The following is a 16,719-nucleotide window of genomic DNA, read 5'->3' as shown; positions in this document are numbered from 1 at the left end:
TTCAAGTAAAGAATTTCGAAGGAGAGCTTCATGGCTACAGCAGCTACCCAGGTCGGTCGTGTCACCCAGGTCATGGGCGCCGTCGTCGACGTTCAGTTCGAAGGCCATCTGCCGGCCATTCTGAATTCGTTGGAAACCAGGAACGGCAACATCCGCCTCGTGCTGGAAGTTGCGCAGCATCTCGGTGAGTCCACCGTGCGCACGATCGCGATGGACGTGACCGAAGGTCTGGTCCGCGGCCAGGAAGTGACCGACACCGGTCAGCCGATCTCGGTTCCGGTGGGTGCGGGCACGCTCGGGCGCATCATGAACGTGATCGGCGAGCCGATCGACGAAGCCGGTCCGATCCAGTCCGAAGGCATGCGCGCCATCCACCAGGAAGCGCCGAGCTACACCGACCAGTCGACCGAAGCTGAAATTCTCGTCACCGGCATCAAGGTCGTCGACTTGCTCGCGCCCTACGCCAAGGGCGGCAAGATCGGCCTGTTCGGCGGCGCCGGCGTCGGCAAGACCGTGCTGATTCAGGAGCTGATCAACAACGTCGCGAAGGCGCACGGTGGTTACTCCGTCTTCGCCGGCGTCGGCGAGCGTACCCGCGAGGGCAACGACCTCTATCACGAGTTCATCGAGTCCAAGGTCAACGCCGATCCGCATAATCCGGATCCGAGCGTCAAGTCGAAGTGCGCGCTGGTGTTCGGCCAGATGAACGAGCCGCCCGGCGCTCGCGCCCGCGTCGGCCTCACCGGTCTGACCGTCGCCGAGCACTTCCGTGATCAGGGCCAGGACGTGCTGTTCTTCGTCGACAACATCTTCCGCTTCACCCAGGCCGGTTCTGAAGTGTCGGCGCTGCTCGGTCGTATCCCGAGCGCCGTGGGTTACCAGCCGACGCTCGCCACCGACATGGGTGCGCTGCAGGAGCGCATCACCACCACGCAGAAGGGTTCGATCACCTCGGTGCAGGCCATTTACGTTCCGGCCGACGACTTGACCGACCCGGCGCCCGCGACCTCGTTCGCGCATTTGGACGCCACCACCGTGTTGAACCGCGCGATCTCGGAAAAGGGCATCTATCCGGCGGTGGACCCGCTCGACTCGACCTCGCGCATGCTCTCGCCGCTCGTCGTCGGCCAGGAGCACTACGACACCGCGCGTCAGGTCCAGCAGGTGCTGCAGCGCTACAAGTCGCTGCAGGACATCATCGCCATTCTCGGCATGGACGAGCTTTCGGAAGAGGACAAGCTGACGGTGGCCCGCGCCCGCAAGATTGAGCGCTTCCTGTCGCAGCCGTTCCACGTCGCCGAAATCTTCACCGGCTCGCCCGGCAAGTTCGTCGACCTCGCGGACACCATCAAGGGCTTCCGCGGCCTCTGCGAAGGCAAGTACGACCACCTGCCGGAAGCTGCCTTCTACATGGTCGGCACCATCGAAGAGGCGATCGAGAAGGGCAAGAAGCTGGCGGCCGAGGCGGCCTAAGCTGCGAAGGGCGAGCAGGGAGTAGCGAATAGTCGCGCCGCTCCCGCTCCATTCGCAATTCGCTACTCACCATTCGCAGGTTTCCAATGGCCACCTTCCACTTCGATCTCGTCTCGCCGGAAAAGCTCGCCTTCTCGGGCGAGGTCGACCAGGTCGATATCCCCGGCGTCGAAGGTGACTTCGGCGTGCTGGCGGGACACGCGCCGGTCGTGGCCGCGATCCGGCCCGGCATTCTCACCGTGACCACCGGCGGCAAGCACGAGAAGATCATCGTGCTCGGCGGTATCGCCGAAGTCTCCGAGAAGGGCCTGACCGTACTCGCCGACGTCGCGACCTCGCTGGCCGAGCTCGACCGGGCCCAGTTCGCCGCGACCATCTCGGAGATGGAAGAGGGCTTGAAGGAGCACGAAGGCAACGAGCTCGATCAAGCCATCGCCCGGCTCGACCACTTCAAGAGCATCCAGCAGCAGCTCAGCAGCACGGCGATGCACTAAGCCCCGGTGCACTGCGCCGGGGCCCGAGCTGAAAATTCCTGAATAAGTTCAGCGCTCGTCACGGAAGTGGCGGGCGCTGAAACTTTGTTGCACGGCGCCGCCGATAGCGCCATTCTGCGCCCGCGAACTTTGTTCCGGGGGCCGGCCGCAGATGAAACGCAAGATCGCAGCGATTTTCGCGGCCGATATTGCCGGTTACTCGCGACTGGTTGCGGAAGACGAAGAGGAGACGCTGCGGCGTCTCGCCGCCTATCGCGAGGTCGTCGATGATTTCATTGCCAGGGCGGGCGGACGCATCTTCAACACCGCGGGCGATGCCGTGCTTGCGGAATTTCCAAGCGCGGTCGATGCGGTGCGCTGCGCGATCGACATTCAGGAATCCCTGCGAACCCGCAACATGGCCTATCCGCCGAGCCGGCAGATGTCGTTCCGCATCGGCATCACCATCGGCGACGTGGTCGAGCGCGACGGCGATCTGCTCGGTGACGGCGTCAATATCGCCGCCCGGCTCGAGGGCCTCGCCGAGGTCGGGGGCATCTGCGTCTCCCGCGCCGTGCACGAGCAGGTCGCCAACAAGCTGTCGGTGCAGTTCGCCGATATCGGCGCGCAGGAGGTCAAGAACATCCCGACGCCGGTGCACGCCTATATGGTGGCGATGCGGCGCGGGGACGGTAGCTACGCGACGCCGCAGATCAAGAAGGTGACTAAGGCTGAGGCCGCGCCGAACTGGATGTGGCCGCTGGTGGTCGGTGTCGTCTCCGTCGTCGCCATCGGCGTCGGCGGCTTCCTCTATTTCACCAAGCTCGAGACGACCAGGGCGCCGGCGGTTGCAGTGACCGCGCCAAGCCCAGCATCAAGTCCGATGCCCAACGCGGCTGCGGCAGCAGCGCCAAGCCCGTCATCCACCATGGCGGCGAAAGCGCCGATGCCCATGCCGGCACCATCGGCTTCACCGATGGCCGGCAAGTTTCCTGCCGACAGCGTCCCCTTCATCAACGAGCGCATCCGCAACTACCTGGCCGGCGACTATTCCGCTGCCGGCGACTACAAGGCGTTCGCACTCAATGTCGGCGGGTTCACCGGCGCGTCGTTGAATCAGCCGAACGAGGAAGCCGCGCGCAACGCCGCACTCGATCAGTGCCAGAAGCGCGCCGATGCCGCGCAGTCGCCGCGGCGTTGCGAGCTCTATGCAGTCGGCAACAATGTGGTCTACACGCACGGCAAACCGCCGATGCCGCCGCAACCGTTCGTCCGGCATGATGCCATGACCGAGCGCGCCTTCGCCTCGAAAGACTTTCCGATGGTGCGCGATCCCGCCAAGGTCCGGCTCGAGAACATGTTCGTGCCCTCGGCAAAATCCCGCGCGGTCGCGCTCGGCCCCGGCGGCCAATATTTCATGGTGATGGGCGCATCGTCCGCCGACGATGCCGCGCGGCGTTCACTGGAATCGTGCGGCGCGATCGCCGGCGTCGCCTGCCTGGTCGTTGCCGTCGACGAGAATTTCGTCGTGCCGATCCCAACCCTGCTGAGGATCACCGGATTCTTCCATGCGGCGTCGAACGCCTCGATCGTCGCAGATGCGCGCGACGAGGTCGTGCGCAAGCTCGCCGACGGCATGGGCTGGAACGCCGTCGCGGTCGGCACCGCGGGCCGGCCGGGCCTCGGCCTCAAGGCCGCGGACGAGCAGACCGCCGTCAATTCCGCGCTCGCCGACTGCGCCAAGCGCGACAGCGACTGCCACCTAATCGCAATCGGCCCGTTCACGGTGGGACCGATCAACTAGGCTCACGCAAATTTCCGGGCAAAGTTCTCTAATGATTTCAACCCCGTTCTACTGGTGCATGGGGTTGTTTTCGCGATTTTAGTTGGCGAAGGGCGCAAACTGCTGCGCCACTGCGCTGTAGACGTGCCGGCGGAACGGCACCACGACATCGGGGACGCGGTCGAGCCGCTCCCAGCGCCAGGCGTCGAACTCGGCGGGCTGCCCGTTGCGCGGCGTCAGCGGATCGATCTCGTCATCCTTGCCGGTGAAGCGTAACGCGAACCATTTCTGGCGCTGGCCGCGGAATTTTGCCAGTCGATGTGTCTGCGGCCCGTCATAAGGCGGGAATTCGTAAGTCAACCAGTCGGTCTCGCCGAGATAGGATGCGCTCTTGACGCTGGTCTCTTCCCAGAGCTCGCGCAGCGCGGCATCGCGCAAATCCTCGCCCTCGTCGACGCCGCCCTGCGGCATCTGCCAGTCCAGACCCGGCAGGATGATCTCGGGTCCGTCGCCCTTGAAGCGGTGCCCGATCAGCACGCGGCCATCGGCGTTGAACAGCGCGATTCCGACATTGGGACGGTAGGGTTTTTCAGTGCTCACGCGTGGATCTCTCGTCGTCATTTCAGGCTGTGCATTAGAGCGTTTTCGAGCGAAGTGGATACCGCGGTTCGCGTCAAGAAAACGCGTCAAAATAAAAAACTAGAGCCCCGTCCCGATTCTATCGGAACGGAACTGGCTCTAGCATCAACCTGGAATGGCGACTTGAACTAATCCTGCGCCAGCGCGGAAAATTCCTTCACCACGCGCTCGTAGACCGGGCGCTTGAACGGGACGATCAGCCCGGTCAGGTTCTTCATCGGCTCCCAGCGCCAGCTCACGAACTCGGCCTTGTGACCGCCGCCGGGCTTTTCGACGTTGATCTCGCTGTCCTTGCCGGTGAAGCGGACCGCGAACCATTTCTGGCGCTGGCCGCGGTAGCGGCCCTTCCAGGTGCGCCCGGCGACCGTGCGCGGAATGTCGTAAGTGAGCCAGTCCGGAACTTCGCCGAGCCGCTCAACCGAACGCACGCTGGTCTCCTCATAGAGCTCGCGCTTGGCGGCCTCCCAATTGTCCTCGCCGGGATCGACGCCGCCCTGCGGCATCTGCCAGACATGGGTGTCGTCGACATGCTCGATGCCGCCGGCGCGGCGGCCGATGAACACCAGTCCGTCCTTGTTGAGCAACATCACGCCGACGCAGGTCCGGTAGGGCAGATCCTCGTAACGCGCCATTCCGCCAGACCTCTCGCATGCTGTCGGTAAGGCTTAAGCAGGCCCCGCGGGCCTGTACCATACCAATCCGTTGATTTAGCTGGATTTTGATTTCAGCATCGCGGTTGTCAATGGCACCAAAAGGATACCTCGGTCGCCCAATGTCTTGGTCCAGGCGCCGATGCGCTCGATCGAGACCGGGAGGGCGGAGGCGGTGCCCACGGCCACGCCGCGCTCGCGCGCCGCCGCTTCGAGCTTGGTCAGGGCGCGGTCGATCTCGGCCGGGGTCGGCACCGCGTCAATCGCGATATCGCCCTTGCCGAACGGCATCGCCTGGCTGCCGGCCGCTTGCGGCGCGATGCTGCGGGGCGAGGAGCCGTCGTCGAAGAAGCCGAGGCCGCGCTTGGCCGCCTCGCGGATGATCGGCTGCATCGCCGGCTCCGTTGCGATGAAGCGGGCGCCCATGAAATTGGTCAGGCCGGCATAGCCCTGCATCCGGCTCAGATGCCAGTACAGGCGGTCCATGTTCTGGTCGGCACTCAGCGAGGTCAGCAGCGTCTGCGGTCCCGGATCGTTGTCGGGGAAGTCATAGGGCTCCATCGGGATCTGGAGGAAGATCTCGTGGCGCTGGGCGCGGGCGCGCTCGGCGAGTTTTCCTGGATCGGACCCATAGGGCGTGAAGGCCAGCGTCACCGCCGCTGGCAACCGCATGATGGCATCGGTGGTCTTGGCGGCGCCGACGCCGAGGCCGCCGATCAGGATCGCGACCACCGGCATCTTGGCGGCCTTGGCGCGGTCGGCATCCGCCGCATAGACGTTGAACGGCTTCAGATCCCCGGAAACCGCGGGGATCATGCCATAGCGCGATTTCTCAAGAAGTTTTGGGTCGATCCCGGCCATGACGGGCGGCGGTGCGGAGGCCGCCGCCGTCTCGCTTTTGCCGGCGGCATCGCCGCCGATCACCACGTCGTGGCGCATGCCGGTGGAACCGTCGATCATGGTGACGGTCTTCTGCTCGCCCGCCTGCTTCGGTGCGTCCTTGGTCTCTTGCTTGCTTTCCTGCTTGCTGTCCTGGCCATGGCCGGCCGCGGCCGGCTTGTCGTCGCCAGCCTTGTCTGCGGCATTGGGTTCGCGGATCGCGAGCCGCGTCATTGGCTCGCCGCCGAGCGGATCCTTGTTGAAGATGGCGAAGCCGGCAAAGCTGACCAGGAACAGTCCGAGCAGGACCGCGAGCAGCTGCATGGCCGTGAACGGCAGCCGCAGCCGGCGTTTCCGGCGCGGCTTGTCCCGTCCGAGCGGGGCGCTCAGATCATCGGCCGTTTCAGTCATGCGCGATCCCGAATCACTCAGCAATGACGATACCACGCCGGGGTCAAGCGGCGGCAGGCTGGGATAGGCCGGGGATATCAGGAGTTTCAAGCAAAAAGGGCGGCTCCGGGAGCCGCCCTTTTCGTCAGATCGCGATGCGCCGACCTAGTTCGCCGCTTTGGGCTTGTCGGTCGTGGCCTTGTCGCCGCCCGGCGTGGGCGCCGCGGACGCGCTGTTCTTGATGCCGTGGAGCAGATCGTCGGCGAGCTTGAGCGCCTTGTCGTCCTTGGCGTCCGGCGGAACGTAGGACTGCGAGCCGGTCTTCTCGTCGCCGTCGTTCTTGAGATGGCCGCGCAGCGAAGCTTCGCCCTTGGTGTCGGTGCGCGACTTCAGCTCGTCCGGCACGTCCTGCAGCACTTCGATGTCGGGCACGATGCCCTTGGCCTGGATCGACTTACCCGACGGCGTGTAGTAGCGCGCAGTGGTCAGACGCAGCGCGCCGTTGCCGGAGCCGAGCGGAATGATGGTCTGCACCGAGCCCTTGCCGAACGAGCGCGTGCCGACGATGGTCGCGCGCTTGTGGTCCTGCAGCGCACCGGCGACGATCTCCGACGCCGAAGCCGAGCCGCCGTTGACCAGCACGATGACCGGCTTGCCCTTGGTGAGGTCGCCGGTATGCGCGGTCCGGCGCTGGGTCTCCTCGGCATTGCGGCCACGGGTCGAGACGATCTCGCCCTTCTCCAGGAAGGAGTCGGAGACGGTGACCGCTTCCTCGAGCAGGCCGCCCGGGTTGTTGCGGAGGTCGATGACGTAGCCCTTCAGCTTGTCGCCGATCTGATTCGAGAGGTTGGCGACCTCGCGCTTCAGGCCTTCGGTGGTCTGCTCGTTGAAGGTGGTGATGCGGATATAGGCGATGTCGTCGGCCTCGACGCGGGCGCGCACCGAGCGGACGCGGATGTTGTCGCGCACCAGCGTGACGTCGATCGGATTGTCCTGGCCCTTGCGGATGATCTTCAGCTTGATCTTGGTGTTGACCGGGCCGCGCATCTTCTCGACCGCCTGGTTCAGGGTCAGGCCCTGCACCGCCTCGTCGTCGAGATTGGTGATGATGTCGTTGGCCATGACACCGGCGCGCGAGGCCGGGGTGTCGTCGATCGGCGAGACCACCTTGATCAGGCCGTCTTCCATCGTGACTTCGATGCCGAGGCCGCCGAACTCACCGCGGGTCTGCACCTGCATGTCGCGGAAGCTCTTGGCGTCCATGTAGCTCGAATGCGGATCGAGACCGGTGAGCATGCCGCTGATCGCGGATTCGATCAGCTTGGTGTCGTCGGGCTTCTCGACATAGTCCGAGCGCACGCGCTCGAACACGTCGCCGAACAAATTGAGCTGGCGATAGGTGTCCGCAGTGGCGGCTCGCGCGCTGGAGCCCATGAAGACCGCGCGCGGTTGCGTCACGAACAGCGTCAGCGCCGCACCGGTGGCCGCGCTGAGGAGGATAACTGAAGTCTTGCGCATCATCCGCGAACCTTCTCGCCTTCATTTGCGGCCCACCATGGGCCTGGATCGATTGGAGTGCCGTCTTTGCGGAACTCGACATAGAGCACAGGTTGACTCGCGTTCGTGGCGAGAATGGAGGCGACTTGAGAGGTCGACCCCATGGTCGCGACAGGCTCCCCCGTGAGCACGAATTGTCCGATGTTGACCGAAATGCGCTCCATCCCGGCGATCAGCACATGATACCCGCCCCCGGCATTGAGGATCAAGAGTTGTCCATAGCTGCGGAACGGGCCGGCATAGACCACCCAGCCATCACACGGCGTCGTGACCTGGGAGCCGGGCCGCGTCGCCAGCGAAATGCCCTTCTGGACCCCGCCGAGCCCGTCCGAACCGCCGAAATCCCTGATCTTGTTACCGTTAACCGGAAGAGGCAGGAGGCCCTTGGCCGCGGCGAAGGCCATCGCAGGGGTGGTGCGGGAACGATCCTTGAATGCGCCGGGGCCGGTCTTGGCGCTGGCGGCCGCGTTTGCAGCCGCCTTGGCCTCGGCCTGCTTGGCGGCCTCAGCTGCCTTCTCGGCCGCCTTGGCGGCGCTTTGCAGATCCTGCTCCATCTTGGCGATCAGCCCCTGGAGATCGCCGACTTGCCTTGAGAGCGCGACGGCGCGCGCGTTCTCGGCGTCGAGGTCCTTTTCGCGCGACGCCTGCTGACGCTGCCGTTCGTCGACCAGAGCCGCGAGCCGGGTCTGGTCGTTGCGCACCTTGTCGCGGTCGGAGGCAAGCTGGTCGCGCTCGGTCGCGATGGTCTTGCGCAAGGCCACGAGCTCGCCGAGCTCGCCCGCGATCTTCTCGGCACGGCCGCGCAACTCCGGCACCACGGCACCGAGCAGCATCGCCGTGCGCAGCGATTGCAGGGCATCCTCGGGCCGTACCAGAAGTGCTGGCGGCGTCCGCCTTCCGGCGCGCTGCAAGGCCGCCAGCACCTCGACGATGTCGGCGCGGCGTGAATCGAGCGAGCTGCGCATCGCCTGTTCGCGGCCGTTCAGCGATCGCAGCCGCGCTTCGGCCTCGTCGATCTTGGTCTCGACGGTGCGCACATTGGCGGCGGTGTCGATCAACTGTTGATTGAGCTGGGTGCGGTCCTGGCCGAGCGAGGTGATCTCGGCCTTGAGCTTGGCCTGCGCTTCCTCAGCGCTCTTCTTGCTGGCGCGCGCGGCTTCGAGCTCCTGCTCGCGCTGCTTGATCGCATCGGGCGCTACGGCCGCAGTCTGCGGTGCAGGCGTCTGAGCTTGCGCGAGGCTTGCGCCGGCAACGCCGGCGATCAGCAGCAGGTTGAAAATCGGCGCTCGCATCGCTTCTCGCATCGCTTTAAGCAAAGGTGCTCGTTGTGGCGCGGATCACGCGCGGTGATAGGGGTGGCCCGCCAGAATGGTGGCGGCCCGATAAAGCTGTTCCAGAAGCATGACGCGGACCATTTGATGCGGCCAGGTCGCAGAGCCGAACGCGATCGCGAGCTTGGCCTTACGGCGCAATTCGGGCGAAAGTCCGTCCGCCCCTCCGATCATGAAGATAGTATGACCGGCACCCTCGTCGCGCCAGCGCCCGAGATGCCGTGCGAATACGGTCGAATCCAGATTCTGGCCGCGCTCGTCCAGCGCCACCAGGACCGACTTTTCGGGAATATGGGCGGAGATCGCCGCGGCCTCTTCGGCCATCCGCGTCGCCGTATCGCGCGCGCGGCTTTCGGGCAATTCGTGGATGGCGAGCTCGCGGAATCCGAGCTTGCGGCCGGCCTCGTCGAACCGCTCGAAATAGCGCTCGGCAAGCTCCCGTTCGGGGCCCTGCTTCAGCCGGCCCACCGCAATGACGGCTATGCGCATGATATGTTCAGGGTCGCGTTTTCTGGACCGCGCGCGATCTGCGCGCGCACGACGCTAGCATGCGCGTCAGCCGATTCGAAATCGGCCAGCAGCCTCTCAGATCGCCTTCGCCGCCCCTGGGCCCTGCGTGTACAATCTCTCGAGACTGTAGAACTCGCGGACCTCGGGTCTGAACACGTGCACGATCACATCGCCGGAATCGATTAGCACCCAGTCGCAATTGGGCAAGCCCTCGACGTGGATGTTCTTGATGCCGTTTTCCTTGAGGCCTTTGGCGACGTTCTCCGCGATCGCGCCGACATGCCGGTTCACCCGGCCGGTGGTGACGATCATGTAGTCGGAGTAGGCCGATTTGCCGCGAAGGTCGATGGTCACAGTCTCTTCCGCCTTCATGTCGTCGAGGCGGGAGAGGATCAGGCTCAGCGTCTTGTCGGCGTCGGGTTGCGCCTTCAAGGCCGCAGCTTTGGTCGATGTTTTACGCGTCGGCTTGGCAACCTTGGGTAAAACAGACTTCGGTGAAGCCGTCTTGGGTGAGGCTGTCTTGGACAATACAGATGTGGTCAGGGACCATTCCTTTCACTGTATCGCGAACGCCGAATCCGGCGCCCACTGGTTACACTACATCATGTGGGGTTAAGGGTTTCAATATGCCAGAGAGCCCGAAGACCGCATGGCGTTCGCACAATCTGACTCACTTCGTACCTTTCCAGCTTCCGTCCGGGTTCCGTAAGCCGGTCGACGAGAGATTCAGCTTCATTCCGGTCAGGAATACCCAGGCCGGGGCGGCCCGATCCGCAAGCAATGGCGCCTCATTCTCCGGCATCCGATAGCGCCTGAGCGCCTGGGCGGCGGGAGAGGCGAGGGCGCGAAAACTCTGCGGCGGACGGTCGATGACCGCGATCGGCACCTGGTCGGCGATGCGCCGCCAGTGCTGCCAACGATGGAATTGAGCGAGGTTGTCGGCGCCCATGATCCAGACAAAGCGCAAGCCCGAGAGGCGGCGGCGCAAGGTGTTGATCGTATCGATGGTATAGCGCGTGCGAATGACGGATTCGAGACAGCTCACCTCGATCCTGGGATCGTCGGCCATTTCGCGCGCCGCCTGCATGCGCGCGCCGAGCTCATGCAGCGCGCCGTTCTCCTTCAGCGGATTGCCTGGCGTCACCAGCCACCACACGCGATCGAGCTGGAGTCGTTTCAGCGCGAACTGGCTGATCGCGCGATGGGCCTGGTGCGGCGGGTTGAACGAGCCGCCGAGCAGGCCGATGCGCATGCCCGAGGTATGGGTCGGTATGGCCTGCGCGAAGAAACGTGGCGCGACGAAATTGTTGCTCAATGCCCCGCGCCCTGCGTCGTCTACGGCCGCGTCTGCCCGGTGCCGTGAACGCGATATTTGAAGCTCGTCAGCTGCTCGGCGCCAACCGGGCCGCGGGCATGGAATCTGCCGGTGGCGATGCCGATCTCGGCGCCGAAGCCGAACTCGCCGCCGTCGGCGAACTGCGTCGAGGCGTTGTGCAGCACGATCGCGGAATCGACCTCGCTCAGGAATTTTTTCGCAGCGGTCTCATCGGCGCTCACGATCGCATCGGTATGGTGCGAGCCGTGGTTCTGGATATGCGCGATCGCGCCGTCGACGCCGTCCACCACCTTCGCTGCGATGATCGCATCGAGATATTCGGTGTCCCAATCGTCCGCGCTCGCGGGTTTGACGCGCGCATCGATCTTTTGCACGGCGTCGTCGCCACGCACTTCGCAGCCGGCCTCGATTAGCATCTCAACCAGCGGCTTGAGGTTTTTACCGGCTGCCGCGCGATCGACCAGCAGCGTCTCGGCGGCGCCGCAGACGCCGGTGCGGCGCATCTTGGCGTTGAGCACGATCGATTTCGCCATGGCGAGGTCGGCGCTGCCGTCGACGTAAATGTGGTTGACGCCTTCGAGATGCGCGAACACCGGCACGCGCGCTTCCTGCTCGACGCGCGCGACGAGGCTCTTGCCTCCGCGCGGCACGATCACGTCGATGGCGCCATTCAATCCCGACAGCATCTGGCCTACCGCCGCGCGGTCGCGCGTCGGCACCAGCGTGATGGCAGCCTCGGGAAGGCCCGCTTCGCGCAGGCCCTGCACCAGGCAGTCATGGATCGCGCGGCAGGAGCGGAAACTGTCGGAGCCGCCGCGGAGGATCACGGCATTGCCCGACTTCAGGCACAGCACACCGGCGTCCGCCGCAACGTTCGGCCGGCTCTCGAAGATCACGCCGACGACGCCGAGCGGCACGCGCACGCGCTCGATGGTCATGCCGTTCGGCCGTTGCCAGCTCTCGGTGACGATGCCGACGGGATCGGCAATGCCGCGCACGATGCCGATGCCCTCGGCCATGTCCTCCACCCGCGCCGGCGTCAGCGTCAGGCGGTCGATGAAGGACGAGGTGGCGTTGCCGGAGGCGCGGGCCTCGGTGACGTCCTCGGCATTGGCGGCGAGGATCGCAGCTGAATTGTTGCGGATCGCCCGCGCCATGGCCTCGAGCGCCCGGTTCTTCTGCTCCGGCGGCGCCAGCGCCAGCACGCGCGCGGCAGCGCGGGCACGGGTACCGAGATCGGTCATCAGCGCCTGAAGATCGGCATTGCCGTCGACGGCTTTGAGGGGGGCGGCCATGGGAGTTTCAACCTTCTGCTAAGGCAGTGTCCTAGCACGGAAATCCCGCTTTTGCGAAGGGCGGGGCGAGTATGGCTGGTCTCCCGGTGTTGTGCCACCTCGGCCACTGGCCCAGCTCCGACGTCATGGCCGGGCTTGTCCCGGCCATCCACGCCTTGCCGCCAGCAAGAAAGAACGTGGATGCCCGCGATAAGCCCGGGCATGACGGTTTGGGCGTCTGTCGGCCCTTACCCGCCCACCACCAGATCATCCCGGTGGATCATCTCGGACCGCCCGCTGATGCCGAGGATGGCCATGACATCCGGGGAGGAGCGGCCCTTGATCCGCTCGGCATCGTCGGCGTCGTAGGCGATCAGGCCGCGGCCGACCTCGCTGGTGTCGGGGCCGCGCACGATCACGGCGTCGCCGCGGGCGAACTGGCCCTCGACCTTGATCACGCCGGCCGGCAGCAGGCTGGCGCCGGCGCGCAGGGCCGCGACCGCGCCGGCGTCGATCGTCAGCGTACCCTTCGGCTCAAGCGAGCCCGCGATCCAGCGTTTTCGCGAGGTGATGGGATTGGCCGGCGTCAGGAACCAGGTGCAGCGGCCGCCATCGGCGATCGCCTGCAACGGATGCTCGATCTTGCCCGAGGCGATCAGCATATGCGTGCCGCCGGTGGTCGCGATCTTGGCGGCTTCGACCTTGGTGCGCATGCCGCCGCGCGACAGCTCGGACTCGGCGTCGCCTGCCACAGCCTCGATCTCGGAGGAGATGCTGTCGACGACGGGAATGAGCCTGGCGTTCGGGTTGTTCTTCGGCGGGGCGTCGTAGAGCCCGTCGATGTCGGACAGCAGCACCAGCAGGTCGGCGCTGGCCATGGTGGCGACGCGCGCGGCGAGGCGGTCGTTGTCGCCGTAGCGGATCTCGTTGGTGGCGACCGTGTCGTTCTCGTTGATCACGGGGATCGCGCGCCACTCCAGCAGCTTGCCGATAGTGGAGCGCGCGTTGAGATAGCGGCGGCGCTCCTCGGTGTCCTGCAGCGTCACCAGGATCTGGCCGGCGCCGATGCCGTGGGCGCCAAGCACCTCCGACCAGATGCGGGCGAGCGCGATCTGACCGACGGCGGCGGCCGCCTGACTCTCCTCCAGCTTCAGCGGGCCGCGCGGCAATTTCAGGCGGCTGCGGCCGAGGGCGATCGAGCCGGAGGAAACGACGAGCACGTCACGTCCCCCGCGATGCAGCTTGGCCATGTCGTCGGCGAGAGCGGCAAGCCAGGACGCACGCACCTCGCCCTTGTCGGAATCGACCAGCAGCGCGGAGCCGACCTTGACGACGATGCGGCGGAATTGACTGAGTTCGGGGCTGGTCATGTGTTTTATGTGCTGGCGCGTGTGGCGGATTGCTCAAGCTATGGAACGGCGGAGCAAACAAGCGGCGCCGCTAAGGCCCTGCTTTTGCAGCAGGACGATGGCCCGCGCAAGGCGCCGGCATGCTAAAGGATGAACGCCGGGTTGCCCCGGGCGGCCGTCCGGCTCTCATGCTGCCAACCATAACGGTGGAGGAAACCCATGGATCGCCGCAAATTCATGGTCCGGTGTCTGAGCCTGCCGCTGCTGGCGCAGGTGGGAGCGACGCGCGCACAGGCTGGGCTCACCAAGATCATCTTCCCGTTCGCGGCCGGCGCGGGCGGCGACACGCTGTGCCGGCTGATCGCGCAGGAGATGGCGCCGGCACTGCAGCGGACCATCGTGGTCGAGAACCGCACCGGCGGTGACGGACTGATCGGCATCAAGGCGGTGAAGGGGGGAAGCCCCGACGGCAGCATGGTGCTGGTGACGACCGGACCCACGATGTACCTGCTGCCGATGGTCGAGACGATTCCGAGCTTCGATGCTGCAAAGGATTTCGTCCCGGTCTCGCTGCTGGCGCGCTTTGAATTTGCGCTGGTGATCAGCCCGGCGGTCGACGCTGTGGATTTCAAGTCGTTCGCGGCCTGGCTGAAGGCACATCCGGACAGGACCTCGTTCGGCGTACCCAGCAGCGGCACCATTCCGCATTTCATGGGCTCGAAGCTGGAGAAGGACCTCGGCATTCCCTTGAGCCGCGTGCCCTATCGCGGCAGCGCAGCTATCCTCAACGACCTCGTCGGCGGCCATGTTCCGTTCGGGATCACCACGCTGGCCGACGCGCTTGCGCAGCATCGCGCCAAGGGCGTGAAGATCATCGCGGTGAGCAGCGCGGAACGTTCGCCCTTTGCCTCAGAGGTGCCGACCTTGAAAGAGAGCGGCATCGATCTCGTCGCCGACGCCTGGTACGGCATGTGGCTTCCCGCCGGCAGCTCGCCGGAATTCGCAAGCAAGCTCGGCGCGGCCGCAAGCGCCGCGCTCGCCAAGCCCGAGGTGAAGGAGAAGCTCACCGCGATCGGTCTGATCCCGGTGGGCAGCAGCGCGGAAGGTCTGACCAAGGAGCTCGCCGCCAACACCGCGTTCTGGCAGCCGGTCGTGAAGGCGACGGGGTACAAGATCGAGAATTAGTTTCTGTTTGCGCTCCGCTCTCCGCCGTCATGGCCGGGCTTGTCCCGGCCATCCACGTGCACCGCCACCTACGCAAGACGTGGATGCCCGGGTCAAGCCCCGGCATGACGAGCTGAGAGAGGCTCTTTCCGCTCACTCACAGCTTCGCGCGCTGCGCGATCCCGTCCTTGATCGACGCCAGCTCCGCTTCGTCCCAAACACCGATCAAAATCCCGCCCTTCACCTGGAGCTGGTTGTCGGCATAGGCGGCGATCTTCTCGCGCGGCGTCGTGATGTGGTCGTTGGGATGCAGCGCCCAGTCGAACAGCTCGGCCTGCAGTCGAGCGATGACGCCGGCGCACTCGGGATCGTCGCCGCGATCCAGAAACTCTTCCGGATCGGTTTCGAGGTCGTACAGCATCGGGCGGAAGCCTGAGGCGTGGATGTATTTCCAGCGGCCGTCGAACACCATGAACAGGCGACAGCGTTCGATCGGCTGATTCAGCTTCAGCCGCACGTCCTGCATGACATAGTCGTATTCGGAGAACGCCACCTTGCGCCAATCCGGCGGACTCTCGCCGCGCAGCAGCGGCAGCAGCGAGCGTCCCTCGAGGATATGGCCCGGCACCTTGCCGCCGAAATAGTCGACGAAGGTCGGCGCGAGATCGATGGCTTCGACCAGCGCATCGTTGCGCGTGCCACGCGTCGCATCCGCCTCCTTCGAGGGATCGATGATGATGAGCGGGATCTTCGCCGACTGCTCGTGGAACAGATCCTTCTCGCCCATCCAGTGATCGCCGAGATAGTCGCCGTGATCGGAGGTGAACACGATCATGGTGGTGTCCAGCAGGTCGCGCTCCTCCAGGAACTTCATCAGCACGCCCATCTGGGCGTCGATCTGGGTGATCAGGCCCATATAGGTCGGGATCACCTTCTCGCGGGCATCGTCGCGCGCCATGTTGCGGGAGTAGCGCATGTCCATATAGGCGCCGAACACCGGATGCGGGTTCTGCCGCTCGCGCTCGGAGCGGATCACCGGGATCATGTCCGATGTCGAATACATGCTGGCGTAGGGTTCGGGCGCGATGTAGGGCCAGTGCGGCTTGATGTAGGACAGATGCAGGCACCACGGCCTGCCGTCGGTCTCGGCCTCGCCGATGAAATCCATGGCGCGTCGCGTCATGTAGGGCGTCTCGGAATGCTCGTCCGGCACGCGCGCGGCCTTGTCGGCATGCACGAGCAGCCAGCCGTTCTGGAGCGAGCCGTCCTCGGCCGCGCCTGAATTGGCCCAATGCTCCCAGGGATTGGGCGCATCAAAGCCCTGCTGGCGCAGATATTCGTCGTATTTCGGACGCGGCCGCCCCGTGGGATGCAGGCCGTCGTCACGCTCATAGGGCTCAAACCCGCATTCGGCGACGTGCACGCCGATCATCGATTCCGGCGGGATGCCGAGCGCCTTCATGCCTTCGAGATCGGGCGCCATGTGGGTCTTGCCGACCAGCACGTTGCGCACGCCGAGCTTCTTGAGGTGATCGCCGAGGGTGGGCTCGCCGACCCGCAACGGCCAGCCGTTCCAGTGCGAGCCGTGCGAGCGCATGTAGCGCCCGGTGTAGAACGACATCCGCGAGGGGCCGCAGATCGGGGACTGCACATAGGCCTTGCTGAAGAGCACGCCGCGCTTCGCCATGGCGTCGATGTTCGGTGTCTTCAGCGTGGGATGGCCGGTGCAGCCGAGATAGTCATAGCGAAGCTGGTCGCACATGATCCAGAGAACGTTCTTCGCGCGCGCCATGCGTGATCCCTGCCGTTTCTTGATTGTGGGATGCTGCGCTATCGAGGGCGCGAAGACAAGCTATCAGCGATGCACGCGTCTGCGGCCGTACATTCCAGCGTCGTCCTGGCCTTCGCCGG

Annotated in this window: 15 protein-coding genes; 4 read left to right on the top strand and 11 right to left on the bottom strand. The window is 65.3% G+C overall.

Annotated features, from left to right (window positions below; all coding sequences use genetic code 11):
* Positions 1-30 precede the first annotated feature (30 nt).
* The 3 genes from atpD to AC0L23_RS29750 all read left to right on the top strand — a co-directional run bounded on the left by atpD (position 31) and on the right by AC0L23_RS29750 (position 3,750).
* On the top strand, positions 31-1,473 hold the full coding sequence (gene atpD / locus AC0L23_RS29760) for a F0F1 ATP synthase subunit beta (RefSeq protein ID WP_007598896.1): 1,443 nt from the start codon (positions 31-33) through the stop codon (positions 1,471-1,473).
* A gap of 86 nt (positions 1,474-1,559) precedes the next feature.
* Positions 1,560-1,967, top strand: coding sequence for a F0F1 ATP synthase subunit epsilon (locus AC0L23_RS29755; RefSeq protein ID WP_018459845.1), 408 nt, complete (start codon positions 1,560-1,562; stop codon positions 1,965-1,967).
* A gap of 151 nt (positions 1,968-2,118) precedes the next feature.
* Positions 2,119-3,750 (top strand): adenylate/guanylate cyclase domain-containing protein, encoded by a 1,632-nt coding sequence (locus AC0L23_RS29750; protein ID WP_085358287.1) that lies wholly within the window; start codon positions 2,119-2,121, stop codon positions 3,748-3,750.
* A gap of 78 nt (positions 3,751-3,828) precedes the next feature.
* Here the strand turns inward: AC0L23_RS29750 and AC0L23_RS29745 are convergent, their stop codons facing one another.
* The 10 genes from AC0L23_RS29745 to proB all read right to left on the bottom strand — a co-directional run bounded on the left by AC0L23_RS29745 (position 3,829) and on the right by proB (position 13,665).
* Positions 3,829-4,329 (bottom strand): RNA pyrophosphohydrolase, encoded by a 501-nt coding sequence (locus tag AC0L23_RS29745; protein WP_018459847.1) that lies wholly within the window; start codon positions 4,327-4,329, stop codon positions 3,829-3,831.
* A gap of 167 nt (positions 4,330-4,496) precedes the next feature.
* The gene (locus AC0L23_RS29740; protein WP_018459848.1) at positions 4,497-5,000 is read right to left on the bottom strand and encodes an RNA pyrophosphohydrolase; all 504 of its coding nucleotides are present in this window, start codon (positions 4,998-5,000) and stop codon (positions 4,497-4,499) included.
* 75 nt (positions 5,001-5,075) lie between these two features.
* Positions 5,076-6,308 carry a divergent polysaccharide deacetylase family protein gene (locus tag AC0L23_RS29735; RefSeq protein WP_085358285.1) on the bottom strand — a complete coding sequence of 411 codons (1,233 nt, stop codon included), beginning with the start codon at positions 6,306-6,308 and terminating at the stop codon, positions 5,076-5,078.
* A gap of 144 nt (positions 6,309-6,452) precedes the next feature.
* Positions 6,453-7,808, bottom strand: coding sequence for a S41 family peptidase (locus AC0L23_RS29730; protein WP_018459850.1), 1,356 nt, complete (start codon positions 7,806-7,808; stop codon positions 6,453-6,455).
* Positions 7,805-9,136: a murein hydrolase activator EnvC family protein gene (locus AC0L23_RS29725; protein WP_085358283.1), complete on the bottom strand. Its 1,332-nt coding sequence runs from the start codon at positions 9,134-9,136 to the stop codon at positions 7,805-7,807. Before AC0L23_RS29725 ends, AC0L23_RS29730 begins: the two co-directional genes overlap by 4 nt.
* A gap of 45 nt (positions 9,137-9,181) precedes the next feature.
* On the bottom strand, positions 9,182-9,664 hold the full coding sequence (gene rlmH / locus AC0L23_RS29720) for a 23S rRNA (pseudouridine(1915)-N(3))-methyltransferase RlmH (RefSeq protein WP_085348681.1): 483 nt from the start codon (positions 9,662-9,664) through the stop codon (positions 9,182-9,184).
* Positions 9,665-9,760: 96 nt separating this feature from the next.
* A complete protein-coding gene (gene rsfS, locus AC0L23_RS29715) occupies positions 9,761-10,117 on the bottom strand; it encodes a ribosome silencing factor (protein ID WP_007598906.1) in 357 nt (118 codons plus the stop codon).
* A gap of 238 nt (positions 10,118-10,355) precedes the next feature.
* Positions 10,356-11,000 carry a nicotinate-nucleotide adenylyltransferase gene (locus tag AC0L23_RS29710; RefSeq protein WP_085348680.1) on the bottom strand — a complete coding sequence of 215 codons (645 nt, stop codon included), beginning with the start codon at positions 10,998-11,000 and terminating at the stop codon, positions 10,356-10,358.
* A gap of 20 nt (positions 11,001-11,020) precedes the next feature.
* Entirely contained in the window at positions 11,021-12,316 is a 1,296-nt protein-coding gene (locus AC0L23_RS29705; RefSeq protein ID WP_085358281.1) for a glutamate-5-semialdehyde dehydrogenase, read from the bottom strand.
* A 227-nt stretch (positions 12,317-12,543) separates the two neighbouring features.
* Complete coding sequence (gene proB / locus AC0L23_RS29700; RefSeq protein ID WP_085358279.1) at positions 12,544-13,665, bottom strand: glutamate 5-kinase; 1,122 nt, start codon at positions 13,663-13,665, stop codon at positions 12,544-12,546.
* Positions 13,666-13,863: 198 nt separating this feature from the next.
* On the opposite strand from proB, the gene AC0L23_RS29695 reads away from it, so the two are divergent.
* The gene (locus AC0L23_RS29695) at positions 13,864-14,829 is read left to right on the top strand and encodes a Bug family tripartite tricarboxylate transporter substrate binding protein (protein ID WP_018459857.1); all 966 of its coding nucleotides are present in this window, start codon (positions 13,864-13,866) and stop codon (positions 14,827-14,829) included.
* A 136-nt stretch (positions 14,830-14,965) separates the two neighbouring features.
* On the opposite strand, the gene AC0L23_RS29690 is transcribed toward AC0L23_RS29695, so the two are convergent.
* On the bottom strand, positions 14,966-16,600 hold the full coding sequence (locus AC0L23_RS29690) for an alkaline phosphatase family protein (RefSeq protein ID WP_085348677.1): 1,635 nt from the start codon (positions 16,598-16,600) through the stop codon (positions 14,966-14,968).
* Between the last annotated feature and the right edge of the window lie 119 nt (positions 16,601-16,719).

Source organism: Bradyrhizobium sp. MI1.4 (assembly GCF_055811315.1).
This window is presented reverse-complemented; position numbering and strand designations above follow the sequence as displayed.

What these genes read in the sequence shown, in the direction of transcription:
- AC0L23_RS29695 (WP_018459857.1), top strand. Translation starts at nt 13,864, where the DNA reads ATGGATCGCCGCAAATTCATGGTCCGGTGTCTGAGCCTGCCGCTGCTG.
- AC0L23_RS29735 (WP_085358285.1), bottom strand. Translation starts at nt 6,308, where the DNA reads ATGACTGAAACGGCCGATGATCTGAGCGCCCCGCTCGGACGGGACAAG.
- atpD (WP_007598896.1), top strand. Translation starts at nt 31, where the DNA reads ATGGCTACAGCAGCTACCCAGGTCGGTCGTGTCACCCAGGTCATGGGC.
- AC0L23_RS29750 (WP_085358287.1), top strand. Translation starts at nt 2,119, where the DNA reads ATGAAACGCAAGATCGCAGCGATTTTCGCGGCCGATATTGCCGGTTAC.
- AC0L23_RS29690 (WP_085348677.1), bottom strand. Translation starts at nt 16,600, where the DNA reads ATGGCGCGCGCGAAGAACGTTCTCTGGATCATGTGCGACCAGCTTCGC.
- AC0L23_RS29730 (WP_018459850.1), bottom strand. Translation starts at nt 7,808, where the DNA reads ATGATGCGCAAGACTTCAGTTATCCTCCTCAGCGCGGCCACCGGTGCG.
- AC0L23_RS29725 (WP_085358283.1), bottom strand. Translation starts at nt 9,136, where the DNA reads ATGCGAGCGCCGATTTTCAACCTGCTGCTGATCGCCGGCGTTGCCGGC.
- rlmH (WP_085348681.1), bottom strand. Translation starts at nt 9,664, where the DNA reads ATGCGCATAGCCGTCATTGCGGTGGGCCGGCTGAAGCAGGGCCCCGAA.
- AC0L23_RS29705 (WP_085358281.1), bottom strand. Translation starts at nt 12,316, where the DNA reads ATGGCCGCCCCCCTCAAAGCCGTCGACGGCAATGCCGATCTTCAGGCG.
- proB (WP_085358279.1), bottom strand. Translation starts at nt 13,665, where the DNA reads ATGACCAGCCCCGAACTCAGTCAATTCCGCCGCATCGTCGTCAAGGTC.
- AC0L23_RS29755 (WP_018459845.1), top strand. Translation starts at nt 1,560, where the DNA reads ATGGCCACCTTCCACTTCGATCTCGTCTCGCCGGAAAAGCTCGCCTTC.
- AC0L23_RS29740 (WP_018459848.1), bottom strand. Translation starts at nt 5,000, where the DNA reads ATGGCGCGTTACGAGGATCTGCCCTACCGGACCTGCGTCGGCGTGATG.